This is a genomic window from Curtobacterium sp. NPDC089991, from assembly GCF_044748425.1.
Taxonomy (GTDB): domain Bacteria; phylum Actinomycetota; class Actinomycetes; order Actinomycetales; family Microbacteriaceae; genus Curtobacterium.
In genome coordinates this window covers 391,922-417,422 of sequence record NZ_JBIVGB010000002.1, presented here as the reverse complement: position 1 = coordinate 417,422, position 25,501 = coordinate 391,922, and the positions used below count along the sequence as shown (strand labels likewise).

Genomic DNA, 25,501 nt, shown 5'->3' with positions numbered 1-25,501 from the left:
ACCAGCTGGTACCGGGCTTCCCGTCTGAATGCGGTCGCGTCGACTACGCGAGCTGCGACGCCGACGCCTGTGCCGTTGCGGACGCCTGTGCCGTTGCGGACGTCAGCGGCACGATCACGCGGTGCGCCTCGCGCAGCACGTCGAGCGTGCGCTGGACCTCGTCCGCGCGCTCCTCGGGCGTCCAGTCGAGCGCCCCGGCGAGCACGTCGGCCAGCTCGTCGAGCAGGTCGATCGTGACACCACCGACGAACGCCAGGTTCGTGCGGCGCAGCACCACGTCGACCAGGTGGACGGCCTGCTCGTGCTCGGCGAAGTACGCGACCTCGGCGCGGGTGAGCGACGGGTCGGACTCGAGCGCCTCGACGGGGCCGTCGGTCAGGACGTCCACGACCTCGGCCGCACGGGTGCCGTAGCGCTCCAGCAGGCCCTCGACCAGGGACTCGTCCAGGCCGTCACGGTGCGAGGTGATCCACAGGGCGCGCTGCGCGTCGGTGGTGGGGAACTCCTTGCCACCGCCGATCGCCATGCCGGTCGTGTCGACCTTGCGGGTCATGCCGAGCTTCGTGGTGGCCTCGGTCGACAGGTGCGCGGCGAGGGCACGGAACGTCGTCCACTTGCCGCCGACGAGCGACAGCACGGTCGACTTCGGCAGCCCGGCGATCTGGGTGTCCACGATCCGGTAGTCACGCGACACGAAGCCGGGGGCGGTGTCCTCGTGGCGGGGGAGCGGGCGGATGCCGGAGTAGCTGTAGACGATGTGGTCGCGGGTGACGTCGATCTGCGGGAACACGTGCTTCACGAGCCCGAAGAAGTAGTCGATCTCCTCGTCGGTGGTCGTGACCGGCTTCGAGGGGTCGGCGTCGATGTCGGTCGTGCCGATGAGGACCCGGCCCTTGAGCGGGTAGATGAGGACGATGCGTCCGTCGTCGTTCTCGAAGAACAGCTCGCGGCCCTTGGTGGCCTCGAGCAGCTCGTCGTTCTGGACGACGATGTGGGAGCCCTTCGTGCCGCCCATGAACTTCGTCTCGCCGCCGAACGCCTCGTTCGTCAGGTCGGTCCAGGGGCCGGACGCGTTGATGACGACCTCGGCGGTGAACACGAACTCCTCGCCGGTCTCGCGGTCGCGCAGCAGCACGCCGCCGTCGCGGGTGCCGGCGGCCTCGACGTAGTTCGTCGCGCGGGCGGTCGCGGCGGAGCCGGTCCCGGTGCCCGCGGCGATGCCGTCCTTGAGGACGTCGAGGGCCAGGCGCTCGGGCTCGTGCACGCTCGCGTCGTAGTAGGTGCCCGTGTACTTCAGGTCCTTGTTGAGGGCGGGCATGTCCTCGAGCGCGGCCTTCTTGGTGCGGAAGACGTGCTTCGGGACGGAGCCGCCGTCGCGCGAGAAGGAGTCGTAGATCGTCATGCCGATCTTGATGAGCATCGCGCCGCGCTCCTTGGTGGAGCGCTGCTTGTGCGTCAGCATGCGCAGCGGGGCGTTCATGATGCCGGAGAACGTCGAGAAGATCGGCATCGTGGTCTGCAGCGGCTTGACGTAGTGCGGGGCGATGCGGATGAGGCCGTTGCGCTCCTGGACGCTCTCGCGCACCAGGCGGAACTCGCCGTTCTCGAGGTAGCGGATGCCGCCGTGGATCATGTGGCTCGACGCGGCGGACGCACCGGAGGCGTAGTCGCCGCGCTCGACCAGGGCGACGTCGACGCCCTGCAGCGCGAGGTCGCGGAACGTGGCGATGCCGTTGATGCCGCCGCCGACGACGAGGACCTGCGCGTTCGGGCGCTCGGTGAGGGCGGTCACCGTGTTCCGGGGCTGTGTCTTCTTCGACATGGTTCGTCGCTTCCTTCGTCTGTTCTCGTGGTCAGGATCGATCGTGCGCCGGTTTGGGAGGTCGGGCAACTTGCGTGCACGAACGTGCAGCACACGTGTCGTGCGCTCCGATCCGGGGGCCGGGAGGCGCGACAGGGGTTGCAGAGGCCCTGCACGTCCGTGCATGGTTGCGTTCGACAGATCGGAGCACCATGAGCGATGCGGCTCAGCCCATGCGCACGCAGCAGGCGCTGCGCGCCGCCCACCTGTACTACCTGCAGGACCTGACGATGGACGCCATCGCGGACGAACTCGCGACCTCGCGGTCCTCGGTGTCGCGCCTGCTGAAGTACGCCAGGGACACCGGTCTCGTCGACATCCAGATCCGCTCACCCCTGGACCAGGCGGCCGCGCTGAGCCGCAGCATCCGCTCGCGGTTCGGCGTGCACGCGCACGTCGTCCCGGTGCCGGACCACACGAGCGACGTCGACAGGCTGGAACGGGTCGCCCTGTCCGCCGCCCGGATCCTGACGCAGTACGTCGAGTCGAACATGGTGATCGGGATCTCGTGGGGCTCGACGGTGAGCGCGGTCAGCCGGTACCTCGTGCCGAAGACCACCCACGGCTCGACGATCGTGCAGATCAACGGCGCCGCGAACACACGGACCACGGGCATCGTCTACGCCTCGGAGATCCTGCGGCGGTTCGGCGAGGCGTACGGCGCGTTCGTGCAGCAGTTCCCGGTGCCCGCGTTCTTCGACGACCCCGCCACGAAGGAGGCGCTGTTCCGCGAGCGCTCGATCCGCCGTGTGCTCGACCTGCACGAGCGGATGGACCTGGTCGTGTTCGGTGTCGGCGCCCCGCAGGCCCCGGTGCCGTCGCACGTGTACTCCGGCGGCTACCTCGACCCCGCCGACCGCGACGAGCTCACGAAGGCCCAGGTCGTCGGGGACGTCTCGACGGTGTTCTACCGGGCCGACGGGTCGTGGCGGGACATCGGCGTGAACGCGCGCGCCGGCGGGCCGGACCTCGACACCATCAAGCGCGCTCCGCGTCGGGTCTGCGTCGTCGCGGGCCGGTCGAAGGCCGCGTCGTTGCGGGGTGCGCTGGCGTCCGGGCTCGTCACGGACCTGATCCTGGACGAGAGCGTCGGGCAGGCGATCCTGCAGCCCTGAGTCAGGATGTGACCCGGTTCTGTCGGGGGTGCGGGGTACGGTCTCGGCCATGGTGATCTCGATGGACCGACCGGGCGGCCGGTACTCCCGTCGCGTGGTCGGCACGGACGTCGACCAGGCGCTCGCCTTCTTCGGGCGCGACTACGACTTCCGGGCACCCGCGGTCCGGCGCACCCGCCCCACCGCGCACTGGGACTTCGCCGGCGTCGGCGACGACCGGATGTCGCTGCGGTCGTCGCGGTTCATGGTCGACCTGCGCAGCGAGAGCCAGGTCGACGACGAGTTCCTGGTGGCCTGGATGCGGAGTGGCTCCAGCCGGATCACCTGCGGCGGCGAGACCTGGGCGCTCGAAGCCGGCGTGCCCGTCGTGCTGCCGTTCGCCGAGCCGTACTCCCTGCACCACCGCGACATCGCGCTGAACCTCGTGCACCTGGACCGCGACTTCGTCCGGGCGCTGGTCGGTGAGGACGACTTCGCCTTCGAGCCGATGCAGCGCCCGACGGCTGCGGGCACGGCCGCGTGGCAGGACGTGGTCCGGACGCACTCGTCGACGTGGCTCGACGTGGACCACGACCTCGACCCGATCGCGCAGCGCGACATCGCCGAGGCCTTCGCGACCGCTGCGATCCGTGCGTTCCCGCAGCGCGATCGCTGGCGCTCGACCGTGGCCGGCGGCGGTCCGGAGCACGGCCGCGTCCGCCGGGCGCTCGACTTCGTGCACGAGCACGCCCGCGAACCCATCGGCACACCGGAGATCGCCGCGGCGGCGGGGCTCAGCCCGCGCGGGCTGCAGCAGTCCCTGCGACGGCACCTCGACCAGACGCCCGGCGACCTGCTGCGCGAGGTGCGGCTCGACGGTGCGCGGGCGGACCTGCTCGGCGGTGCGCGTGACGAGACCTCGGTGGCCGAGATCGCCCGGTCGTGGGGCTTCGGGCACCTCGGGCGGTTCTCGGCGACGTACCGTGCCCGCTTCGGCGAGCTGCCGAGCGAGTCGCTCCGCACGCGCTGACCGCCGTGAGGGCACCGGGCCGGGGAGTCCACCCGGCGGCGGTAGCGTGACGACATGGACACCGTCGTCACCGCGCTCCGCTCCGCACTGCAGGACCCCGACGGCACCGTCGTCCGGACCGAACCGGGCGTGCTCGACGCCACGCGGACCGACAAGTCCGGCTGGATCGCACCCGGCGGTCCGGTCGCCGTCGTCGAGGCCCGCACCGTCGAACACGTGCAGGCGACGCTCCGGACCTGCTCGGCCCTGGGCGTCCCCGTCGTCCCGCGCGGCGCCGGCACCGGTCTGGCGGGTGGCGCGAACGGCACCGAGGGCACGGTGGTGCTCAGCGTCGCGCGGATGGACCGCATCGTCGAGGTGTCCGTCGAGGACGAACTCGCCGTCGTCGAACCCGGCGTGCTCAACGGTGCGCTGAACGCCGCCGTCGCCGAGCACGGGCTGCGCTTCGCACCGGACCCCGCGAGCGCGGCGATCGCGAGCGTCGGCGGGAACATCGCCACGAACGCCGGTGGCCTGCGGTGCGTGAAGTACGGCGTCACGCGCGAGGCAGTGCTCGGCCTCGACGTCGTGTTGGCGGACGGCCGGCTCGTGTCGACCGGCCACCGCACCGTCAAGGGCGTGACCGGTCTCGACCTGACGGCGCTGCTCGTCGGGTGTGAGGGCACGCTCGGCGTCATCGTCGGCGCGACGGTCCGGCTCGTGCCCATCCCGGCGGGGGAGCCTGCGACCCTCGGGGCCGTTTACCCGACCGTGCAGCAGGCCGCCGCCGCGGCAGCGGCCGTGGTGGCGGGAGCGGACCGGCCGTCGACGGTCGAGCTGCTGGACGCCCTGGCCCTCGAGGGGATCGCGGCGTACCTGGGATCCGAAGTGATCGTCGAGACGGTGGGGAGCACCGCGGCGGGCGGGGTCTTCCTGCTCGTGGAGTTCGACGGTCCGGGCGCGACCGAGGCCGCGCTGGGAGCCATGCCGCGCCTCCAGGCCGAGGGCGGAACCGTGCACCTGGCCGGGTCGGCGGCGGAACGCGAGCGCCTGCTGACGATCCGCCGGTCCTTCCACGCCGCGATGGAGTCGCGAGGCCGGGTGCTCATCGAGGACGTCGCGGTGCCGCGCAGCCGGCTCGCCGAGATGTTCGCCCGCGTGGAGGAGATCGGTCGCGAACACGGTGTCCCGATCCCGACCGTGGCGCACGCCGGCGACGGCAACCTGCACCCGAACTTCGTCTTCGACGGCGACGAGGTGCCGGCTCACGTCTGGGACGCCGCTGATGCGATGTTCCGTGCCGCGATCGAGTTGGGCGGGACACTGACCGGCGAGCACGGCGTGGGGGTGTTGAAGCGTCGGTGGATCGGTGACGAGCTCGGCGACGACGTGCTCGAGCTGCAGCGGGGGATCCGACGGGTGTTCGACCCGGCAGGCATCCTGAACCCGGGCAAGGTCTTCTGAGCGACTGATCGCCGAATCTCATCGCACGGATGCGCCGTGCGTCGTCAGGATCTTCGGCCGTAACGTCACCGCAACGAATCCGGCGCTGAATGGTGTGGACGAGAGCACCACCCACGAAGGAGTCTGCGATGCGCATCGGCGTCCCCACCGAGATCAAGAACAACGAGTACCGCGTGGCGGCCACCCCGGCGGGTGTCGCGGAGCTGGCGCTGCACGGCCACCAGGTCCTGGTGCAGGCCGGCGCCGGCACCGGGTCGGCGTTCCCCGACGACGAGTACCGCACCGCGGGCGCCGAGATCGTCGACACCGCCGCCGAGGTCTGGGCGCGCGCCGAGCTGATCCCGAAGGTCAAGGAGCCGGTGGCGTCCGAGTACCCGCTCATCCGTCCGGGCCAGGTGCTCTTCACGTACCTGCACCTGGCGGCCGACCGCCCGCTGACCGATGCACTCATCGACTCCGGGGCCACCGCGATCGCCTACGAGACCGTCCAGCTGCCGGACCGCTCGCTGCCCCTGCTGTCGCCGATGTCCGAGGTCGCCGGACGGCTGTCCGCCCAGGTCGGCGCCTACAACCTGATGCGCACGAACGGCGGACGCGGGCTGCTGCTCGGTGGGGTGCCCGGCACGCCGAAGGGCCGCGTCGTCGTGATCGGCGGTGGCGTCGCAGGCGAGCACGCCGCGACGATGGCGCTCGGCATGGGGGCCGACGTGACGGTCTTCGACATCAGCCTGCCCCGCCTGCGCGCGCTCGACGCCCGGTTCGACGGGCGGATCACGACGCTGCGTTCGTCGGCGCACGCCATCGCGGAAGCCCTGCGGGACGCCGACCTGGTGATCGGTTCCGTGCTCATCCCCGGGGCGTCCGCGCCGAAGCTCGTCACCGACGCCATGGTCGCGGACATGCGGCCGGGATCGGTGCTCGTCGACATCGCGATCGACCAGGGCGGCTGCTTCGAGGGCTCGCACCCGACCACCCACGACGACCCGACGTTCGCGGTGCACGACACCGTGTACTACTGCGTGGCGAACATGCCCGGTGCCGTCCCGCGCACGAGCACGATCTCGCTGACGAACGCGACGCTGCCGTACGCCGTCGCGATCGCCGACCGCGGGTGGGAGGCCGCGCTGGCCGCCGACCCGTCGCTCGCCCTCGGCCTGAACGTGCACGCCGGCCAGGTCACGAACGAGGCCGTGGCGGCCGCGCACGGCCTCGTGGCGTCCGCGCGGTAGGCCGGCCGCCTGCGGACCCGGCGCTGGCGCGCGTTGTTTCGCGCTCAGCGACAGTTCACGCAGCCTCGCGGCCGTGAACTGTCGCTGAGCGCGAATGTTGGCTACGCCGTGCGCGCCGCCAGGCCACGCGCGCCGGACCAGCCCGCACGCGCCCGCACGGCGACCGTCACCACCACGACCGCGGCGGCTGCGACCACCGCGGCCACGGCGGTCGGCGTCGACACCAGCGGACCGTCGAGCCGCGCGACCGCCACCCACGCCAGCCCCCAGGCCAGGGAGAGCATCGGCGCCAGGCGACCCCGACCCCACACCGCCAGCAGCAGCCCGACGAGCCCGGCCACCGCTGCGACGAGCACACCCCAGACGTCCTGCCCGAGGTCGAAGCCCCGGAAGCCCGCTGCCGTCAGCACCGCGGCCGTGTTCGCTGCCGTCGCGACGCACACCCACCCGAGGTAGAGGCCGAACGTGCCGTCGGTGACGATCGCCTCGACGACGCCGGAGGGCTTCGTCCGTCGCAGGATCGTGAACGTCCACACCAGCACCGCGAGCAGGGCCACGATGATCGGCTCGCTCGCCCACAGGAACCCGAACTGCACCGACAGGATCCACGCCGCGTTGAGCAGCAGGGACAAGATCGCCGGCACCGCCAGCTTCGCGTGCCGGTCATCGTCCGACGTGCGGAAGAGCTGGCGGATGGCGTAGGCGATGAGGCCGACGTAGACGACGCTCCAGATCGAGAACGCCGGGCCGTCCGGTGCGATGGCGGTCGACGACGCGGACAGTGCTCCGCCGGCAGCGTCTTGGATCGGCGTCCCGCCGGCCGCGCCGGACCCGACGAACGCCCCGACCACCGCGACGACGGCACTCACGCCGACTGCGATGCGCTTCCAGATCCTCTTCATGACCGTTCCCTTCGTCAGCATGCTGATGACCTGCACCGTAGGCGGGCGGTCCTGTCGGGCGCGCAGCGTGCGTTCAGCCTGTGGGGGACGGCGGACTGGAGGCCCGTGGCGGGCCCGCCACGGGCCTCCCGTCCGAAAGCCGGTCACCTGCGTACGGTGGTCGCGTGAGCGTCGAGATGAACACCGTGTACGTCGACCGGATCGCCCCGATGGCGAGTCCGTCGCTGGACGACACCTTCCGGATGCTCGACGAGCAGGGCGCGAGCGCGTGCATCGTGCTGTACCAACCGGACGCGCAGGAGCTCGGCGACGTCGCGGTCGCGCTCGGCCTGCACGAGCTCGCGGTCGAGGACTCCGCCGAGGGGCACCAGCGACCGAAGCTCGAGCGGTACGGCTCGACGCTCTTCGTGGTCCTCAAGCCCGCGCTCTACAACGACGGGCAGGAAGAGGTGGCGTTCGGCGAGGTGCACGCCTTCGTCGGGGAGGACTTCTTCCTCGTCGTGGTGAAGGCCGACCCGCGCGGCAAGCCGACCGTCCCGCGAGCGCTGCAGCGGATGAGCGGCAAGCCCGGCCTGGTGACGGTCGGACCGCAGGCGCAGCTCTGGGCGCTCATGGACACGATCGTCGACGGCTACGTGCCGGTGATCGACGGGCTGGAAGAGGACATCAACCAGATCGAGGACCAGCTGTTCGCGGGCGAGGCCGGGGTCTCGCGGCGCATCTACGAACTGTTCGGCGAGGTCGTCGACTTCCAGCGTGCGGCGCGCCCGCTCATCCACATCATCGAGAACCTGCACCGCGGCGCCGAGAAGTACCACCTGCCGATCGAGATGCAGCGCCGGTTCCGCGACGTCCTCGACCACGCCATCCGCACGGTGGAGCGGTTGGACACGTTCCGGCAGCTGCTGCAGAACGCGCTGACCGTCGACTCCACCCTGGCGGCGCAGAAGCAGAACGACGACACGAAGCGGATCTCCGGCTGGGCGGCGATCCTGTTCGCCCCGACGCTCATCGCCGCCATCTACGGCATGAACTTCACGCACATGCCCGAGCTGACGTGGACCTGGGGCTACCCGCTGTCGATCGTCGGGATGGTCCTGTTCGCCGCGATCCTGTGGGTCGTGTTCAAGGTCAAGCGCTGGTTCTGAGGAAGACTGGGGCCGTGACCTCGTACGACCTCGTCCACCTGACCGCCGGGGGCGTCTCCCTCGTCCTCGACTGCCGTGACCACGCGTTGCCCGCGGTGGTGCACTGGGGAGCAGCTCTCGGGCCACTCGACGACGACGCGCTCGTCGCACTCGCCGACGCGGACGTCGCCCCCGTGGCCCAGAACGAGATGGACGACCCCGTCCGTGTCGCCGTGCTGCCCGAGCCGAACCGCGGGTGGAGCGGACGACCCGGCCTGGCCGGACACCGCGACGGCCACGACTGGTCGCCGGCGTTCACCGTGCGGTCGCTCGACGTGACCGACACGACCGTCACGGCCGAGGCTGCCGACGACACCGCGGGGCTCGCCGTCCGGCTGACGATCGAGGTGCTCGTCTCCGGACTCGTCCGTGCCCGGGCTGCCGTCACGAACACCGCCGACGGCGTCTACACGGTGGACGACCTGACGGTGGCGATGCCGATCCCGTCCGGTGCGCGCGAGGTCCTGGACTTCGCCGGTCGATGGGGCAAGGAACGCACCCCGCAGCGCCGCGAGCTCGTCGTCGGTACCCACCAGCGCGAGAGCCGGAAGGGCCGGACCGGCGCCGACGCCGCGACCGTCCTGACGGTGGGGGAGCCCGGCTTCGGCTTCGCCCGCGGGCAGGTCTGGGGCGTGCACACCGGGTGGAGCGGGAACCACCGGCACCACGCCGAACGCCTGTCGACCGGGCGCCAGGTGATCGGCGGCGGCGAACTGCTGCTGCCGGGTGAGGTCCGGCTCGGCACGGGCGATACGTACGAGGGGCCGTGGGTGTGGTTCGCCCACGGTGACGGGCTCGACGAGCAGGCCCGACGCTTCCACCAGTGGCTCCGGAGCCGGCCGCAGCACCCGACGACGCCGCGGCCGATGACGATCAACGTCTGGGAGGCCGTGTACTTCGACCACGACCTCGCCCGGCTGACCGACCTGGCGGAGCGCGCCGCGGCCCTCGGGGTCGAGCGGTACGTGCTCGACGACGGGTGGTTCCGCGGCCGCCGGAACGACCACCTCGGGCTCGGCGACTGGTACGTCGACGAGGACGTCTGGCCCGACGGGCTCGGGCCGATCGTGGACCGTGTCCGGGCGCTCGGCATGGAGTTCGGCCTGTGGTTCGAACCCGAGATGGTGAACGAGGACAGCGACCTCGCCCGCGCCCACCCAGAGTGGATCATGCAGGCGGACGGCCGACTGCCGATGCGGTCCCGCGACCAGCAGGTGCTCGACCTGGCGATCCCCGAGGCGTACGAGTACGTGCTCGAGCGGATGACGGCGATCATCGGCGAGTACGGCATCGAGTACGTCAAGTGGGACCACAACCGCGACCTGGTGGAGGCCGGGTTCCCCGGTGGCGGCGCGGCGGTGCACGAGCAAACCCTGGCGACGTACCGGCTGATGGCGACCCTGAAGGAGCGCTTCCCGACGCTCGAGATCGAGTCGTGCGCGTCGGGCGGCGCCCGGGTCGACCTCGGCGTGATCGAGCACACCGACCGCGTCTGGGTGTCCGACGACATCGACCCCCTCGAGCGGCAGCAGATGCACCGGTGGACGCAGCAGCTCCTGCCCCCGGAACTCCTCGGCGCGCACATCGCGAGCGGCAGGAACCACTCGACGGGCCGCGTCCACGACCTGGCCTTCCGGGCCGGCACCGCGCTCGTCGGGCACCTGGGCATCGAGTGGGACCTCACCGAGGCGACGGCGGAGGAGTCGGCGTCGCTGGCCGAGTGGATCGCGCTGTACAAGGAGCTGCGCGGGCTGCTGCACGGCGGCGACCTGGTGCGCATGGACGAGGTCGACGACTCCCGGCTCGTGTACGGCACGGTCACGCCGGACCGGCAGCAGGCCGTCTTCTTCCTGGCGAGCATCGGGCGGTCTGAGGTGTCCGGCACCGGTCGGGTCACCTTCCGCGACCTCGACCCGGACGTCTCGTACCGCGTCGACCCGATCGTGGTCGGTGACGGGCACGGGATCGTCCGGCCGGACTGGTGGAGCGGCGCACGGGTGTTCAGCGGTCGGGTGCTCGGCACGGTCGGCCTGCACCCGCCGCTCATGCCCGCCGACTGCGTGGTCCCGTTCCGTCTGACGGCCGTCTGACGGCAGGTGGGACGACCGGGAGGCCCGGTGCCGGTGATCGGAGCCGCTAGGGTTTCCGACATGCCGCGCTCCGGACACGCGACCCCCGTCTGGGCGCTCAAGCTCGCCGTCGTCACCGCCCTGGTGGGCGTCTCCGGCGGCATCGCCGGCATCGCCGTGTGGCTCGCGCTGCAGCTCATCCAGTTCGTGGCCTTCGGGTACGGCTTCGGTGGGCACCTCGAGGCGGCGGACGCACCGTCGGCGCTGAACCGGTTCCTCGCCCTCGTGGCCGCCGGTGTCCTGACGGGCTTCGCCTGGTGGGCGCTCCGGCGCTGGGGGCGTCCGATCGTGTCGGTCACCGCGGCGGTCGGCGGCAAGCGGATGCCCGCACTCGCGACCCTGGCGAACGCCGGCGTGCAGATCCTGGCGGTCGGGCTCGGCGCCTCGATCGGCAAGGAGGTCGCCCCGCGCGAGGTCGGCGCCTGGCTCTCCCAACTCGTCACCCGTCGTGCCGGTCTCACCCCGCGCGAGACGAAGATCCTGGTCGCCTGCGGAGCGGCAGCGGGCCTCGCCGCGGTGTACGACGTCCCGCTCGGCGGTGCGCTCTTCGCCGTCGAGGTCCTGCTCGGCGAGATCAGCTTCGCCACGGCCCTGCCCGCGTTCGCCACGAGTGCCGTCGCCGCGTTCGTCGCCCGGCTCGTGATCCCGGACGAGGTGCTCTACCACGTGCCGGCGATGCACATGTCGCCGTCGCTGCTCGTCTGGGCGATCATCGTCGGGCCCGTCCTCGGCCTGGCGGGCGTCGGGTTCGTGAAGCTCACCAACCGGCTGCAGGGCATCGCGCCCAAGGGCTGGCACCTGCTCGTCGTGCTGCCGGTGGTGTTCGCGATGGTCGGGCTCATCGCGGTGCCGTTCCCCGAGATCCTCGGCAACGGGCGGGCGCTGGGCATCGTCGCGATGAACGCCTCGCTCGACGACGACACCGTCGCCGGCCTGGCGCCGATCGTGCTGCTCCTGCTGCTCGGCGTCGTCCGCACGATCACCACGTCGGCCACGATCGGTGCCGGCGCGGTCGGCGGCACCCTGACACCATCGATCGCGATCGGTTCGGCGATCGGCGGCGGCCTCGGGGGCGCGTGGCTCCTGCTCTGGCCGGCTGACGGCCCGGGCCTGGCGGCCTTCGCGTTCGTCGGCGCAGCGGCGTTCCTGGCGACCACGATGCGGGCCCCGTTCACGGCGCTCGTCCTGGTGGTCGAGTTCACCCAGGAGGGCACCGACATCCTCATCCCGTCGCTCCTCGCGGTGTCCGGGGCGGTCGCGGTCGGGTACGTCCTGGCACGTCGACGCAGCGCACAGATGGTGTGAACACTTCGTCACGGTCCGGGACAGACGACGGTTCTGCGGCCTACGATCTGCGGCATGACGGAGCGACGGGCTCCGCACCGAGCTGAGGAGCAGGCCATGGCGGGGTTCGACGACATCACGAAGAAGGCCCAGGACTTCCTGAAGGACAACAAGGTCCAGGACGCCCTGAAGAGCGAGAAGGCCGAGGACATCAGCGACCAGGTCCTCGGGGGCGTCGCCGACGCGGTCAAGAAGGCCACCGGCGGCAAGTACGACGACAAGATCGACGGTGCCCGCGACGCTGCGGACAAGAAGATCGGCAACGAGTAGCCCCACCGTGCGACGGCCCAGGACCCGGCGTGGTCCTGGGCCGTTGCCGTGCCGACTGGACGCCGTCGGGAACAACGGCCACCATTGACGGGTTGCTCCGGACAGCAACACCAGGAGGACGAGACGTGACAGTCGTGGCGCCGAACCAGCCGCTCACCGAGGCCGAGGTCGAGACGATCAAGTCGGACTTCCCGATCCTCGCGCAGGACGTGAACGGGCAACCGTTGGCGTACCTGGACTCCGGGGCGACGGCGGAACGCCCGACCCAGGTCCTCGACGCCGAGCGCCGGTTCCTCGAGCACGACAACGCCGCCGTGCACCGCGGCGCGCACACGCTCGCGGCCCTGAGCACCGATGCCTACGAGGATGCCCGCGCCACCGTCGCCGACTTCATCGGCGCTGCCGGTCCGAGCGAGGTCGTCTGGACCGCGAACGCCACCGACGCCCTCAACCTCGTCGCCTACGGCATCGCGAACGCCAGCCGTGGCCGCGGCGGGGTCGACGCCGCTCGCTTCCGCATCGGACCGGGCGACGAGATCCTGGTCACCGAGGCCGAGCACCACGCGAACCTCGTGCCCTGGCAGGAACTCGCCGCGCTGACCGGTGCGACGCTCCGCTGGGTCCCGGTCGCCGACGACGGCACCTGGACCGCCGAGGACGCCGCGGCCCTGATCACCGACCACACCAAGGTCGTCGCGTTCGCGCACGTCTCCAACGTCACCGGCATGGTCGCCCCCGTCGAGCAGATCGTCGGTCTCGCCCACGCCCGCGGCGCACTGGTCGTCCTCGACGCCTGCCAGTCCGCGCCGCACCGGCCGCTCGACGTGCAGGAGCTCGGCGTCGACTTCGCCGCGTTCTCCGGGCACAAGATGCTCGGTCCGAACGGCATCGGCGTGCTCTGGGGCCGCAGCGAGCTGTTGAACGCGCTGCCCCCGTTCCGCACCGGCGGGTCCATGATCACCACCGTGACCATGGAGGCGTCGGAGTTCATGCCGGCCCCCGAGCGGTTCGAGGCCGGCACGCAGCCCGTGTCGCAGGCCGTCGCCCTGGCCGAGGCCGTCCGCTACCTGCAGGGCATCGGCATGGAGCGTGTCCGCGCGCACGAGGAGCACCTCGCCCGGCGCATGCTCGACGGCCTGGCCGCCGTCCCCGGCATCCGCGTCGTCGGTCCGCCGGTCGGCGTCCCGCGATCGGGCCTGGTGTCGTTCGACGTCGACGGCGTGCACGCCCACGACGTCTCGCAGTACCTCGACGCGCAGGGCATCGCCGTCCGCTCGGGGCACCACTGCGCCCAACCCCTGCACCGCCGCCTCGGCCTGGTCGCCACCAGCCGCGCGAGCACCTACGTCTACACGACCGAGCACGACGTGGACCGGTTCATCGCGGCCGTCGGCGAGGTCCGCGGCTACTTCGGAGCGACCGCATGAACTCCCTCGACAGCCTGTACCAGCAGGTCATCCTCGACCACGCCGAGGCCCGGCACGGCGACGGTGACCTGCCCGACGCCGACGCCGCCCACTTCGAGCGCAACCCCACGTGCGGCGACGAGATCACCGTTCGCATCCGTCTCGAACCGGGCACCGACCGCATCGCCGGTCTCGCCTGGCAGGGCGACGGCTGCTCGATCTCGATGGCCTCGGCATCGGTCCTCACCGACATGGCCGTCGGCCGCACGGTCCCGGAGCTCCTCGCACTGACCGACGAGTTCCGCACGATGATGCGCTCCCGCGGTGTCGGCGAGCCCGACGAGGACGCCCTCGAGGACCTCATCGCCTTCCACGGCGTCTCGAAGTTCGTCATGCGAGTCAAGTGCGGCATGCTCGCCTGGGTCGCGGCGGAAGCCGCCGCGCGTGAGGCGACGGCGTCCCGCTGAGCCGGGTGCGGCTCGCGATCGCGACCACGTGACGGCCAGGAGGCCCGTGGCGGGCCCGCCCCGCGCCTCCCGACCGCAGTCGGTCGCCGACCGGGCCCCGGAGGGCTTGAACGGTGTGCCTGTTCAAGGAGCGCGATGATCTTCGAGACGGAGCGACCCGGCGCAGGCCGGGCCGACGCGATCGTGCGGGACTACCTGAACGAGGTCGCGTCGCGGTGGTACGGGCGAGCGGCGACGCCGGCCGAGGTCGACCGCGCGATGCTCGACGAGCCCTTCGACGACCTGCAAGGGGACTCCGGGCTGTTCGTCGTCGCCTCGGACGGGGGAGCGGTGGTCGCGTGTGCCGGCGTGCGTTTCGTGGCTGCCGTCGGTGAGCTGACGAAGGTGTTCACGCTGCCGGATCGCCGCGGTCGGGGTGTCGGTTCGGCACTCCTGCGACACGTCGAGGAGGTCTGCCGAGCGCGCGGGATCACGTCGCTGCGTCTCGACACCCGGGCCGAGCTCGCCGAGGCCTGTGCCCTCTACGAACGGCTCGGCTTCGTGCGGGTGGCGCCGTTCAACGACGACCCGTACTCCGACCGCTGGTACGCGAAGGTGCTGTAGCCCCGGCTCAGGGGCGGTACTCGTCTCGCGGCTTCGTGGATCGGGTAGGTGGCTGGGCCGGTGCGGTGGCACCGCCGGAACCGATGGCGCTCAGTACGGCGGCCAGGTACTGCAGCGTGGTCAGCACCACCCGGCCGATGGATCGCAGGACGTGGCTCATGCGGCGAACCTATCGTTCAGACGTGACGATGCGTCATGAAGACGTCGACGTCGCCCTCGGTGTCGACGACGAAACCGTGCCGTTCGTAGAGCCGGCGCGCGGCGCTGCCCTGCAGGACGTTGAGTCGCGTCGCACCCGCGTGGGGTTCGGCCAGGACGGTCCGGAGCACTGTCGATCCGACGCCCCGCCCCTGGACCTCCGGCGCGAGGTAGAAGTGCTCGACCCAGCAGGTGTCGTCGTCGATCCGTGTGGCGATCGAGCCGACATCGCGGCCGTCGACCACGACGACACGGGTGTGCTCGGGCGCGAAGGCATCACGCATCCGCCCGCGGACCCGGACCGCGTCAAAGCGGCCGAGACGCTCCAGGTCGGCACGGAGGACCTGCGCACGCAGCTCGACGAGCCACTCGATGTCCTCGGGGATGCTGTTCCGCAGTGTGACGTCCACCCGTCGAGCCTAGGAGTCGTCGGCGTGGATCCCGTGCTGGTGATCGGCTCGTACCCTGGTCCGATGGATCAGGACGGTGTCATCGACCTCGTGGCGGCACGCCGCGCCTCGGCCGGGCACCCCATCGTCGTCGGCATCTCGGGGTACTGCGGCTCCGGGAAGTCCACGCTGGCGCGCAGTCTGGCCGGGACGGTGCCGGGCGCGGTGCGGATCCGTGGAGACGACTTCCTCGATCCGGAGCGGTCCCACCGGCGGTCGGGTGACTGGGACGGTGTCGATCGGGAGCGTCTGACGTCGTCCGTCCTCGAACCGCACCGGACGGGGCGAGCGAGCACGTTCCAGCGGTTCGACTGGTCGGTCCGGGCACTCGGTCCCGCGGAGCCACTGCCGACGACGGACGTCGTGGTCGTCGACCTCATCGGCCTCTTCCACCCCGACGCGATGCCGCACATCGACGTGGCGGTCTGGTGCGACGTGGACCTCCACACCGCCGCTCGTCGCGGCATGGCCCGCGACCGCCAGCTCGGACGTGACCACGACGACCTGTGGCAGGACGTGTGGATCCCCAACGAACGCGACTTTGAAGCGCAGTTCGCCCCGAGGGACGCTGCCGACGTCGTCTTCGACGGGTGACGAACCCCCGCACAGAGGCCGTGGTCAGGCCGCTCGACCGGCGGTCGTGGCGGACCGGTGAGCGCGTCCGACGGTGACCCCGAGGGCGATCTGCACGATGCCGAACAGGATCAGGAAGCCCGCGATGGCGACGACGGCCAGCGCTGCCCCGATGGACGGCAGGTTGATGACGAGCACGCCGATGACGATGCTGAGCACCGCGGCGCCGATCGTCAGGGCACGGTTCGTCGGTGTCGGGGCGTAGAGCAGGGTGATGCCCTCGACCAGCCAGGCGAAGCCGATCACGAACGCGATCCACCGCACCCCGACCGGCGGGGCGACGAGCGCCACGATGCCCCCGGCGAGGATCAGCGCACCGAGGACGACCAAGCCGATGCGGCGGCCGGTGCCGATCCCGTGGGCGAACGCACGGACGATCATCGACAGGCCGGACACCAGCAGGTAGATGCCGAACACCCACGCGACCGCGAACAGCGTCGCGTGCGGGAGCACGAGTGAGGCGACACCGACGAGGACCGCCACGATGCCGACGATCAGCAGCGCGGTCCGTAGTCGTCGATCCCCGCCGACGTCGGTGACGACGTCGTCCTGCAGCGCCATGGCGTCCGCCCTTCCCTGAGAGGATCTGGTCCTGCGCGCTTCTGCGTCAGGGCTACTCCTCGGAACTGCCCGTGTCCGGTGCCGATACGGACGCATCGGTCCGCGCGGGGTTGATGCGGCGTGGCGGACGCGCTGGCCACGTGACGAGCAGCAGCACCGCGGGCGGGCCGAACAGCAGCGTCAGGAGGAACCAGGTCCACGCCGATCGGTTCCGGGTCCGGGCGTACCCGCCGGCGAGCATCGCGACGCTGAGCCAGAGGCTCGACAGGTACAGGCCGGTGAAGTCCTCGTGCACGAACGGTTCCCTTCGAGAGATACATCAATACCGGTCGAAGGGTAGCGCGTCCTCAGACCGTGTCGGCCTCGTCGTTGGTGGTGCGGCGGAGTGAGCGCACCATGCTGCGCAGCGCCCCCCGCGCCGCCACCTGCTGCTCACCCGACAACCCGTCGAGCATCCGGACCTCGACGCCGCGGACAGCCGCGCTCGCGAGCTCGAGGCTCGCCCGCCCGCTCGCCGTCAACCGCGTCGGGAGCGCCTTGCCCACCGGCGCCTCGGTGGCCCGCGTCACGAAGCCGTCCCGTTCCAGGGCCTGCAGCAGCACGTTCATCGACTGCCGCGTGACGAAGGCGCCGCGTGCGAGCTCGGAGTTCGACAGCCCGGGCCGCTGTGCCAGGAGTTCGAGGCACGAGTAGTGCGTCATCGTCATGCCGAGTGGGCGCAGCACGGCCTCCATCGCGGCGCGGAGCGCGCTCGCGGCTTCCTTGAGCAGGTACCCGAGGGACGTCTCGAGGTCGATACCGTCTTGACTCATGTCAGGAGTCTGACATAGATTGCTCCGTGTCAGAAGACTGACACAACCGAAGGAGCACCACATGCCCGTCACCGGCCCCGACTTCATCTCCCTGCAGACCCGCGACCTGGCGGCGTCGCAGGCGTTCTACGAGCAGTACCTCGGTCTCGTCCGCTCCCAGGCCGGCCCGCCACACGCCGTCGTCTTCGAGACGACGCCCATCGCCTTCGCGCTGCGGGACGTCGTCCCCGGCACCGACCTCGACGCGGTCTCGCAGCCGGGCATCGGCGCGGCGATCTGGCTGCACGCGACCGACGTGCAGGCCATCCACGACGCCCTGGTGGCCGACGGCCACACGATCGTGTCGGCACCGATCGACGGCCCGTTCGGCCGGACGTTCACGTTCGCCGACCCGGACGGCTACCAGGTCACGCTCCACGACCGCGCCTGAGCTGCGGCCGTCACGCTTCGTCACGATGGATGACGGACGCAGACCCCGCACGTAGCGTCGCCAAGCGTGACCAGCAGCAGCGAACCCCGGCAGATCCGCTTCAACGCGTTCGACATGAACTGCGTCGCCCACCAGTCCTCCGGGCTGTGGCGGCACCCGCGCGACCGATCGCGGGACTACCGCGACCTGACGTACTGGACGGACCTGGCGAAGACGCTCGAAGGTGGGGCGTTCGACGGCATCTTCATCGCCGACGTGCTGGGCACGTACGACGTGTACGGCGACTCGAACGAGGCCGCACTCCGCACCGGCTCGCAGGTGCCGGTCAACGACCCGATCCTGCTGGTGTCGGCGATGGCGTCGGTGACCGAGCACCTCGGCTTCGGGATCACGGCGGGGACCGCGTACGAGCACCCGTACCCGTTCGCCCGGCGGATCTCCACGCTCGACCACCTGACCAAGGGGCGCGTCGGCTGGAACGTCGTCACCGGGTACCTGCCGAGCGCCGCGCGGAACATGGGGCAGACCGACCAGCTGTCGCACGACGACCGCTACGACGTGGCCGACGAGTACCTCGAGGTCCTCTACAAGCTGTGGGAGGGCTCGTGGGAGGACGACGCGGTCGTCGCCGACCGCGAGTCCGGGGTCTTCACGGACCCGGCGAAGGTGCACCCGATCGAGCACCACGGCACGCACTTCGACGTGCCGGGCATCCACCTGTCCGAGCCGTCGGTGCAGCGTTCGCCCGTCATCTACCAGGCGGGCGCGTCGCCGCGCGGCATCCGCTTCGCAGCGGAGAACGCCGAAGCCGTCTTCGTGGGCGCACCGACCGTCGAGCAGCTCGCGTCGACCGTCGCGAAGGTCCGTGACGCCCTGGAGGCAGCTGGTCGCGACCGCTACGCCGCTCGCGTCTACACACTGCTCACCGTGATCACGGACGCCACCGACGAGCTGGCCCAGGCGAAGTACGAGGACTACCTGTCGTACGCGTCGGAGCTCGGTGCCCTGGTGCTCAACTCCGGCTGGATGGGCGTCGACCTGTCGCAGTGGGACCTCGACGAGCCCCTCGGCGATGTCGAGTCGAACGCGATCCAGTCGGCTGCGGCCAACATCGCGGCGGCGACCGGCGAGGACGGCAGCTCGTGGACGATCCGCGACCTCGCCCGGCACACCGCGATCGGCGGACTCGGGCCGGTCGCCGTCGGCGGGGGAGCGACCATCGCCGACCGCCTGCAGGAGATCCAGGAGCTCACCGACGTCGACGGCTTCAACTTGGCGTACGCGGTGACGCCGGGCACGTGGGAGGACGTCATCGAGTTCGTCATCCCCGAACTCCGGGCGCGCGGGGCGTACCCGACCGGCTACGAGCCCGGTTCGCTGCGGCACAAGCTGCACGGCCGCGGTGACCGGCTGCCCGACGAGCACCGTGGGGCGTCGTTCAGGATCGGCAGCAGCGCGGTCGTAGGCTGACCGGGTGATCGAACCGTCCGTGTCCGTGCGTCCAGCGGCCCCGGACGAAGTGTCGGCGTGTGTCGACCTGTGGGTCGCAGCGGTCGCGGCACGGGACGGCGTGCCGGAATCCGAGGCGGTGCGAGCCCGCGCGGCGTCGAAGTTCGCCGTGCCTCGGGTCGCCCTGCTCGTCGCTGTCGGAGCGGCCGGTGCGATCGACGGCTTCGCGCTCGTGACGGCGCCGGGGTCCGGGCGGTCGACCGACCCGTCCGACGCCGCCTACCTGTCGCTGCTCGCCGTCCGCCCGGACGTGCAGGCGCGGGGTGTCGGGCGTGCGCTCCTGGCCGCGTCGGTCGACGCGGCGTCGGCGGCGGGACACCCCGCGGTGGTCCTGCACGCACTCGCCGGCAACGAGCGAGCGCTGCGGCTCTACGAAGCCGGCGGGTTCCGGGCGGACGGGGTCGAGTTCCCGCACGCCCTGACGGGCGGGCCGACGCGGACGTACATCGCGACGGCCCCGGCGCGCTGAACCGTCAGACGCGCCACTTCGGTCGCGGGGCGTGGTCCTCGTACGACTGCCGACTCGGGTAGGTGATCAGCTCGATCGTCGATCCCCACGGCGTTCCGACGTACACGAACCGGTTGCCGAACCCACCCTCGTTGCCGCCGAGGTCACGCGGGTCGGCGTACCGCTGGCCGCCCGCCGTCTCGATGTGCGACAGCGCGTGGTCGATGTCGTCGACGTAGAACGCCACGTGCTGCCAGCCGAGGTCGCTCGCGCGGACGGCCGGGCGCTGGTCGGGGCCGTGGTACTCGAAGAGCTCGAGTCCCGGCCCGTTCGGCAGCGCGAGCATACGCAGTGCCCCCTGGGCCATGGTCTTCGGGATGCCGAGGCGCCGCTGGACGTCGGGTTCACCGCGGAGCGGTTCGCTCCGGAGGAACCGGTCGTACAGGGGGACGGCGTCGAGTCCCAGGACGAAGAAGTCGGTGGCCTGGTCGATGTCGGGCACGGTGAGGCCGATGTGGTCGATGCCGTGTGCGGTGCTGGGGGTGCCCGTCGGGGTGGTGACGGTTGCAGGACGTGTCGCGGTGGTGCCGGATGGGCGTGGCGCAGTGTGCATGGTGCCGTCTCCCCTGAGTTCGGCTCGGACGTGGATCACCCGAGTAGAACGGCTGTTCGCGGGGGAGGACAAGCGGAGCGCGGGACGCGTGCGGAGAACCGCCGCGATCGTGCGTGATCAGTCGACGGGGGTCCACGCCGGGTAGGTTGCCGAGCGTCCGTCGCCCGAGGACCGCCGGGTGACGCGGCGCTTTACCCAGGGCAGGACGTGCTCGCGGTAGTAGCGGAGTTCCTCGGAGAGTCGGGTGCGGCCGGTCTGTTCGGACGCCGGCTCGATCGGTGCCGGTCCGTCCTCGATCGCGTGCAGGGCGAGGTCCGCGACGCGCTGGTGGCCGGTGTCGTTCATGTGCAGCCGGTCCTCGGACCAGAACTCGGCACGGCGCAGGTGCGGATCACGGGACACGTCGACGAAGGGCAGGTCGTACCGGTCGGCGAGGTCGGCGAGGGCGTCCGCCCAGGCGTCGCCGCGCGCGTTGATGAGGCGTCCGAGGGGGAGTCGTGCGCTCGGGTCGGCGGGGCTCAGCAGCGCCAGCCGGACCCCGCGGCCCAGGACCGTGTCGACCGCCGCTTCGAGTGGTGCGATGAGGGCGTGGGCGTCGAACCGTGGCCGCAGCAGGTCGTTGCCGCCCGCGCAGAACGTGATCAGCGTCGGTGCGGGGTCGAGTGCGAGAGCCGCGTCGAGCTGCTCTCCGAGGACCCCGGCGAGCAGGCGCCCGCGGACCGCGAGGTTGGCGTACCGGACGTCTGCGTCGTGCGCACGGGCCATGCCGCTCGCGAGTCGGCCGGTCCAGCCGGGGAACGGTACGGCGCCGGCGTCGCCGATGCCCTCCGAGAAGCTGTCGCCGATCGCGACGTAACGGATGGTGTCGGGCATGCGGCCATCATCGTGCACATGTCTGTGCACGTTCTGGTGTGGAACGAGCGTTTCAGGACAGCGACCACGACACACGACCGTTACACGAGGGAAACGGCGGGCGCGAAGAGGCTCCCTAACTTCTGTGGTGGAGGCGATCACCGCCTCCCCACCCCACTCCCTCGGAGGACGCCATGGCTACCGATCTCGTGACACCCGTCGCAGCGCCCCACGCCCCCACCACGACCGCCGCACCCGCTGGTGCCGGCGTCGTCAAGCCCGGGTACGACCCGGCGCTCACGAACGAGGACCTCGCCCCGCTGCGCAAGCAGAGCTGGACGAGCTACAACTTCTTCGCCTTCTGGATGTCCGACGTGCACTCGGTCGGCGGCTACGTCACCGCCGGGTCGCTCTTCGCACTGGGCATCGCGAGCTGGCAGGTGCTCATCGCCCTGGTGGTCGGCATCCTGATCGTGCAGGTCTTCGCCAACCTCGTCGCCAAGCCGTCGCAGCGCACTGGCGTGCCCTACCCGGTCATCAACCGTGCGGTGTTCGGGGTGCTCGGGGCGAACGTGCCCGCGATCATCCGCGGGCTGATCGCGATGGCCTGGTACGGCGTGCAGACGTTCCTCGCCGCGCAGTCGCTCAACATCATCTTCCTGAAGTTCATCCCCGCCTCGGCCGGGCTGCTCGACCACTCGTTCCTGGGGCTGTCGGCGCTCGGGTGGATCTCGTACGCGATCCTGTGGGTCGCGCAGGGGGCCCTGTTCTGGATGGGCATGGAGGCCATCAAGAAGTTCATCGACTGGGCGGGCCCGGCGGTGTACGTCGTGATGATCGCGCTGGCGATCTACCTCGTCAGCCAGGCAGGCATCGGCAACATCTCGTTCACGCTGTCGGTGGGGGAGCCGCTCTCGTTCGGCGCGTCGATCCCGGTCATGCTCTCCGCGGTCGCCCTGGTGGTCAGCTACTTCTCCGGCCCGATGCTCAACTTCGGTGACTTCTCGCGCTACGGCAAGTCCTTCGCGTCCGTCAAGCGGGGCAACTTCTGGGGCCTGCCGATCAACTTCCTGTTCTTCTCGGTGCTCACCGTGCTGTGTGCGAGTGCGACCGTGCCGGTCTTCGGCAAGCTCATCACCGACCCGATCGAGACCGTGCAGGCGATCGGCGCCCCGTTCGCGATCCTGCTCGGCGGCCTGACCTTCGTCACGGCGACGGTCGGCATCAACATCGTCGCGAACTTCATCAGCCCCGCGTTCGACTTCTCGAACGTCGCTCCGCGCAAGATCTCGTGGCGAGCCGGCGGCATGATCGCCGCGGTCGGCTCCGTGCTGCTGACCCCGTGGAACTGGTACGGCAACGACCAGGCCATCCTGTACACGCTCGGGGTGCTCGGCGCCCTCATCGGCCCGCTGTTCGGCATCCTGATCGCCGGGTACTACATCGTCGGGAAGCAGCGCATCGCCGTCGACGACATGTACACGAAGGACACCTCGGCCCGGTACTGGTACCGCGGCGGCTTCAACCCGAACGCCATCGGTACCCTCGTCGTCACCGGGGTGGTCTCGGTCGCCAGTGCGGTCCTGCCGCCCGCGCTCGGGATCCTGCCGGGGCTGAACAACTACAGCTGGTTCATCGGCTGCGGCCTGGGACTGGTGGTCTTCTGGGGCCTCGAGCGGGTCCGGCCGAGCATGCCGGAGCTCGCCTCGGACGACCCGACGGTCGACGACGGCGCCGCCGTCGGACGAGCCTGACACGCCCCGCACCACCAGCGACACCCGCACCGCCCGCACCACCGGAAGGACCCCGATGCGCATCCGCGTCGTCAACCCGAACACCACCGCCTCGATGACCCGCTCGATCGGCGTCGCCGCCAACGCGGTCGCCGGCCCGGGCGCCATCGTCGAGGCGGTGAACCCCACGATGGGCCCGGCGTCGATCGAGAGCCACTACGAAGAGGCGCTCGCGGTGCCGGGGCTCCTCGAGCAGATCGCGCTCGGGGAGCAGGACGGCGTGGACGCCTACGTCGTCGCCTGCTTCGGTGACCCGGGCCTCGACGCCGCGCGGGAGCTCGCCGCCGGGCCGGTCATCGGGATCGCCGAGGCGGGCTTCCACGCAGCGGCGATGCTCGGGCGCCGGTTCGGCGTCGTGACGACCCTGGCGCGGACGACCGGACGGGCCCACGAGCTCGCCGAGCGCTACGGCTTCGCGTCGCTCGTCACCGAGATCCGGGCGTGCGAGGTCGCGGTGCTCGAGCTCGACGACCCCGCTTCGGGCGCACGCGCCCTGGTGATCGAGGAGTGCCGGGCCGTCATCGCCGGCGGAGCCGACGCGGTCGTGCTCGGCTGCGCGGGGATGGCGGACTTCTGCGCCGAGGTCTCGCGGGCGATCGGGGCACCGGTCGTCGACGGCGTCGCCGCGGCGACCGTGCTCGCCGAGTCGCTCGTGCGGCTCGGGCTCTCGACGGGCAAGCACGGCGAGTACGCCACCCCGCCGACGAAGGCGATGTCGGGTCTGCTGGCGGGCTTCGAACGCCAGCCGGCGGCGGGCGCGACGGTCGGGGCGGGCGCATGACGGGCCTCCCGGCCGACGGCAGCACCGAGTCCCGCACCGACGTCGACACCGACACCGTCGCGGACCTCGTCCTGCGCGCAGATCGCGCCTGGATCGACGGAGCCTTCCGCCCCGCAGCGGTCGTCGTGCGCCACGGCCGCGTCGACACCGTCCTGCCGGTCGACGCAGCCGTGGCCGCCGTCGACGACCGCACCGTGCCGGCCGACCAGGTCCTGCTGCCCGGCCTCGTCGACACCCACGTGCACGTCAACGAACCCGGACGCACCGAGTGGGAGGGGTTCGCGTCCGCGACCCGGGCCGCCGCACTCGGCGGGGTCACGACCATCATCGACATGCCGCTCAACTCGATCCCCGCGACGACGACGGTCGAGGCGCTCGCCGTGAAGCGCGCGAGTGCCGAGGGGCGGGTCGCCGTCGACGTCGGGTTCTGGGGCGGGGCGGTCCCCGACAACGCCGGCTCGCTCGGCGCACTGCACGACGCGGGCGTCTTCGGGTTCAAGTGCTTCACCGCGCCGTCCGGGGTCGACGAGTTCCCGCACCTCGACGCCGACCAACTGCGCGACGCGATCGAGGAGGTCGCCCGGATCGACGCCCTGCTCATCGTGCACGCCGAGGACCCCGAGTTCCTGGTCGACCACGCCGCGCTCGGCGGCCACTACGAGGACTTCCTCGCCACCCGCCCGGTCGACGCCGAGCGGTCCGCCATCGCGCGGGTCATCGACGGCGCACGGGCCACCGGCGCGCGGGTCCACATCCTGCACCTGTCCGACGCCGGAGCGATCCCGATGATCCGCGCCGCGAAGGACGACGGCGTCCGGATCACGGTCGAGACCTGCCCGCACTACCTGTCGTTCGAAGCGGGGTCCATCCCCGACGGCGCGACCGAGTACAAGTGCTGCCCGCCGATCCGTGACGACGCGAACCGTGACGCCCTGTGGGCCGGCGTGCTCGACGGCACGATCGACATGATCGTGTCGGACCACTCGCCGTCGACCGCCGACCTCAAGGTCGACGACTGGGGACTCGCCTGGGGCGGGATCGCCGGCCTGCAGGTCGGCTTCCGAGCCGTCTGGACCGAGGCCCTCCGCCGCGGCGTCCCGCTCGAGGTGCTGTTGCCGCTGTTCACGACCGGTCCGGCAGCACTCGTCGGCTTCCCCGACCGCGGGGTCATCGCCCCCGGCGCGCTGGCCCACTTCGCCGTGTTCGACCCGTCCGCCACGGCGGTCATCGACGTGGCCGGCCTCGCACACCGCAACCCGGTCTCCGCGTTCGCCGGCCTGGAGGCCCGTGGCCGCGTCACCGAGACCTGGCTGCGCGGGCGCGTGGTGGCGTCCACCGCGTCCGGCGTCACCGCCGTCGCGGGGCAGCTCGTCGCGGCTCCCGTGACCGCGGATGCCCGGGTCACCGAAACACGTCTGTAACGATCGTTCCGGTACGCTCGTGACTGGAACGGAAGG

The 25,501-nt window shown here is 71.3% G+C and carries 27 protein-coding genes; 18 read left to right on the top strand and 9 right to left on the bottom strand.

The genetic code is table 11. From position 1 onward, the window contains the following. Positions 1-43 precede the first annotated feature (43 nt). Positions 44-1,822: an FAD-dependent oxidoreductase gene (locus tag ACIPV1_RS07165; RefSeq protein ID WP_402726028.1), complete on the bottom strand. Its 1,779-nt coding sequence runs from the start codon at positions 1,820-1,822 to the stop codon at positions 44-46. 191 nt (positions 1,823-2,013) lie between these two features. Between ACIPV1_RS07165 and ACIPV1_RS07160 the strand changes: the two genes are divergently transcribed. From ACIPV1_RS07160 to ald, 4 genes are all read left to right on the top strand, one after another. Next, positions 2,014-2,976, top strand: coding sequence for a sugar-binding transcriptional regulator (locus tag ACIPV1_RS07160; protein WP_165901120.1), 963 nt, complete (start codon positions 2,014-2,016; stop codon positions 2,974-2,976). Positions 2,977-3,025: 49 nt separating this feature from the next. Continuing rightward, a complete protein-coding gene (locus tag ACIPV1_RS07155; RefSeq protein WP_133937936.1) occupies positions 3,026-3,985 on the top strand; it encodes an AraC family transcriptional regulator in 960 nt (319 codons plus the stop codon). Between the two features lie 54 nt (positions 3,986-4,039). Beyond that, a complete protein-coding gene (locus tag ACIPV1_RS07150) occupies positions 4,040-5,428 on the top strand; it encodes an FAD-binding oxidoreductase (RefSeq protein WP_402726027.1) in 1,389 nt (462 codons plus the stop codon). A 128-nt stretch (positions 5,429-5,556) separates the two neighbouring features. Continuing rightward, positions 5,557-6,657, top strand: a complete 1,101-nt coding sequence (gene ald / locus ACIPV1_RS07145; protein ID WP_402726026.1) for an alanine dehydrogenase — start codon at positions 5,557-5,559, stop codon at positions 6,655-6,657. A gap of 101 nt (positions 6,658-6,758) precedes the next feature. Here the strand turns inward: ald and ACIPV1_RS07140 are convergent, their stop codons facing one another. Then, the gene (locus ACIPV1_RS07140) at positions 6,759-7,559 is read right to left on the bottom strand and encodes a tryptophan-rich sensory protein (RefSeq protein ID WP_402726025.1); all 801 of its coding nucleotides are present in this window, start codon (positions 7,557-7,559) and stop codon (positions 6,759-6,761) included. 164 nt (positions 7,560-7,723) lie between these two features. Between ACIPV1_RS07140 and ACIPV1_RS07135 the strand changes: the two genes are divergently transcribed. From ACIPV1_RS07135 to ACIPV1_RS07105, 7 genes are all read left to right on the top strand, one after another. Continuing rightward, positions 7,724-8,707, top strand: coding sequence for a magnesium and cobalt transport protein CorA (locus ACIPV1_RS07135; protein ID WP_243698069.1), 984 nt, complete (start codon positions 7,724-7,726; stop codon positions 8,705-8,707). 14 nt (positions 8,708-8,721) lie between these two features. Further along, positions 8,722-10,836, top strand: a complete 2,115-nt coding sequence (locus tag ACIPV1_RS07130; RefSeq protein ID WP_402726024.1) for an alpha-galactosidase — start codon at positions 8,722-8,724, stop codon at positions 10,834-10,836. A gap of 60 nt (positions 10,837-10,896) precedes the next feature. Then, positions 10,897-12,180 carry a chloride channel protein gene (locus ACIPV1_RS07125; RefSeq protein WP_123338757.1) on the top strand — a complete coding sequence of 428 codons (1,284 nt, stop codon included), beginning with the start codon at positions 10,897-10,899 and terminating at the stop codon, positions 12,178-12,180. Between the two features lie 54 nt (positions 12,181-12,234). Continuing rightward, positions 12,235-12,489 carry an antitoxin gene (locus ACIPV1_RS07120; RefSeq protein WP_402726023.1) on the top strand — a complete coding sequence of 85 codons (255 nt, stop codon included), beginning with the start codon at positions 12,235-12,237 and terminating at the stop codon, positions 12,487-12,489. 134 nt (positions 12,490-12,623) lie between these two features. Then, entirely contained in the window at positions 12,624-13,916 is a 1,293-nt protein-coding gene (locus ACIPV1_RS07115) for an aminotransferase class V-fold PLP-dependent enzyme (protein ID WP_402726248.1), read from the top strand. Further along, positions 13,913-14,362 carry a Fe-S cluster assembly sulfur transfer protein SufU gene (gene sufU / locus ACIPV1_RS07110; protein ID WP_402726022.1) on the top strand — a complete coding sequence of 150 codons (450 nt, stop codon included), beginning with the start codon at positions 13,913-13,915 and terminating at the stop codon, positions 14,360-14,362. Before ACIPV1_RS07115 ends, sufU begins: the two co-directional genes overlap by 4 nt. A gap of 135 nt (positions 14,363-14,497) precedes the next feature. Then, positions 14,498-14,965: a GNAT family N-acetyltransferase gene (locus ACIPV1_RS07105; protein ID WP_402726021.1), complete on the top strand. Its 468-nt coding sequence runs from the start codon at positions 14,498-14,500 to the stop codon at positions 14,963-14,965. Between the two features lie 7 nt (positions 14,966-14,972). Here ACIPV1_RS07105 and ACIPV1_RS07100 read toward each other — a convergent pair whose 3' ends face one another. Together ACIPV1_RS07100 and ACIPV1_RS07095 are read right to left on the bottom strand one after the other, a co-directional pair. After that, positions 14,973-15,125, bottom strand: a complete 153-nt coding sequence (locus tag ACIPV1_RS07100; RefSeq protein ID WP_165901119.1) for a hypothetical protein — start codon at positions 15,123-15,125, stop codon at positions 14,973-14,975. A 16-nt stretch (positions 15,126-15,141) separates the two neighbouring features. After that, the gene (locus ACIPV1_RS07095; RefSeq protein WP_208320966.1) at positions 15,142-15,573 is read right to left on the bottom strand and encodes a GNAT family N-acetyltransferase; all 432 of its coding nucleotides are present in this window, start codon (positions 15,571-15,573) and stop codon (positions 15,142-15,144) included. A gap of 63 nt (positions 15,574-15,636) precedes the next feature. Here ACIPV1_RS07095 and ACIPV1_RS07090 point away from each other — a divergent pair, with 63 nt between their 5' ends. Beyond that, positions 15,637-16,206, top strand: a complete 570-nt coding sequence (locus ACIPV1_RS07090; RefSeq protein ID WP_123938543.1) for a uridine kinase — start codon at positions 15,637-15,639, stop codon at positions 16,204-16,206. A 24-nt stretch (positions 16,207-16,230) separates the two neighbouring features. On the opposite strand, the gene ACIPV1_RS07085 is transcribed toward ACIPV1_RS07090, so the two are convergent. The 3 genes from ACIPV1_RS07085 to ACIPV1_RS07075 are packed head-to-tail and all read right to left on the bottom strand — an operon-like array spanning position 16,231 to position 17,618. Then, positions 16,231-16,806, bottom strand: a complete 576-nt coding sequence (locus ACIPV1_RS07085) for an HdeD family acid-resistance protein (protein ID WP_173169265.1) — start codon at positions 16,804-16,806, stop codon at positions 16,231-16,233. 52 nt (positions 16,807-16,858) lie between these two features. After that, complete coding sequence (locus ACIPV1_RS07080) at positions 16,859-17,101, bottom strand: hypothetical protein (RefSeq protein WP_402726020.1); 243 nt, start codon at positions 17,099-17,101, stop codon at positions 16,859-16,861. 52 nt (positions 17,102-17,153) lie between these two features. Beyond that, positions 17,154-17,618, bottom strand: coding sequence for a MarR family winged helix-turn-helix transcriptional regulator (locus ACIPV1_RS07075; RefSeq protein WP_402726019.1), 465 nt, complete (start codon positions 17,616-17,618; stop codon positions 17,154-17,156). 61 nt (positions 17,619-17,679) lie between these two features. Here ACIPV1_RS07075 and ACIPV1_RS07070 point away from each other — a divergent pair, with 61 nt between their 5' ends. The 3 genes from ACIPV1_RS07070 to ACIPV1_RS07060 all read left to right on the top strand — a co-directional run bounded on the left by ACIPV1_RS07070 (position 17,680) and on the right by ACIPV1_RS07060 (position 20,026). Beyond that, complete coding sequence (locus tag ACIPV1_RS07070; RefSeq protein WP_123292001.1) at positions 17,680-18,048, top strand: VOC family protein; 369 nt, start codon at positions 17,680-17,682, stop codon at positions 18,046-18,048. Positions 18,049-18,114: 66 nt separating this feature from the next. Beyond that, entirely contained in the window at positions 18,115-19,518 is a 1,404-nt protein-coding gene (locus ACIPV1_RS07065; RefSeq protein ID WP_220036386.1) for an LLM class flavin-dependent oxidoreductase, read from the top strand. A gap of 4 nt (positions 19,519-19,522) precedes the next feature. After that, positions 19,523-20,026, top strand: a complete 504-nt coding sequence (locus ACIPV1_RS07060; protein WP_123938546.1) for a GNAT family N-acetyltransferase — start codon at positions 19,523-19,525, stop codon at positions 20,024-20,026. Positions 20,027-20,030: 4 nt separating this feature from the next. Here ACIPV1_RS07060 and ACIPV1_RS07055 read toward each other — a convergent pair whose 3' ends face one another. Continuing rightward, complete coding sequence (locus ACIPV1_RS07055; RefSeq protein WP_123292003.1) at positions 20,031-20,618, bottom strand: VOC family protein; 588 nt, start codon at positions 20,616-20,618, stop codon at positions 20,031-20,033. 117 nt (positions 20,619-20,735) lie between these two features. Further along, complete coding sequence (locus ACIPV1_RS07050; RefSeq protein WP_221182563.1) at positions 20,736-21,491, bottom strand: SGNH/GDSL hydrolase family protein; 756 nt, start codon at positions 21,489-21,491, stop codon at positions 20,736-20,738. A 173-nt stretch (positions 21,492-21,664) separates the two neighbouring features. On the opposite strand from ACIPV1_RS07050, the gene ACIPV1_RS07045 reads away from it, so the two are divergent. From ACIPV1_RS07045 to allB, 3 genes are read left to right on the top strand one after another with little or no spacing between them, the layout of a single operon-like run. Next, positions 21,665-23,224 carry an NCS1 family nucleobase:cation symporter-1 gene (locus tag ACIPV1_RS07045; RefSeq protein ID WP_123338768.1) on the top strand — a complete coding sequence of 520 codons (1,560 nt, stop codon included), beginning with the start codon at positions 21,665-21,667 and terminating at the stop codon, positions 23,222-23,224. Between the two features lie 55 nt (positions 23,225-23,279). Next, entirely contained in the window at positions 23,280-24,044 is a 765-nt protein-coding gene (locus ACIPV1_RS07040; RefSeq protein WP_402726018.1) for an aspartate/glutamate racemase family protein, read from the top strand. Further along, positions 24,041-25,465 (top strand): allantoinase AllB, encoded by a 1,425-nt coding sequence (gene allB, locus ACIPV1_RS07035; RefSeq protein WP_402726017.1) that lies wholly within the window; start codon positions 24,041-24,043, stop codon positions 25,463-25,465. Before ACIPV1_RS07040 ends, allB begins: the two co-directional genes overlap by 4 nt. The last annotated feature ends 36 nt before the right edge of the window (positions 25,466-25,501 follow it).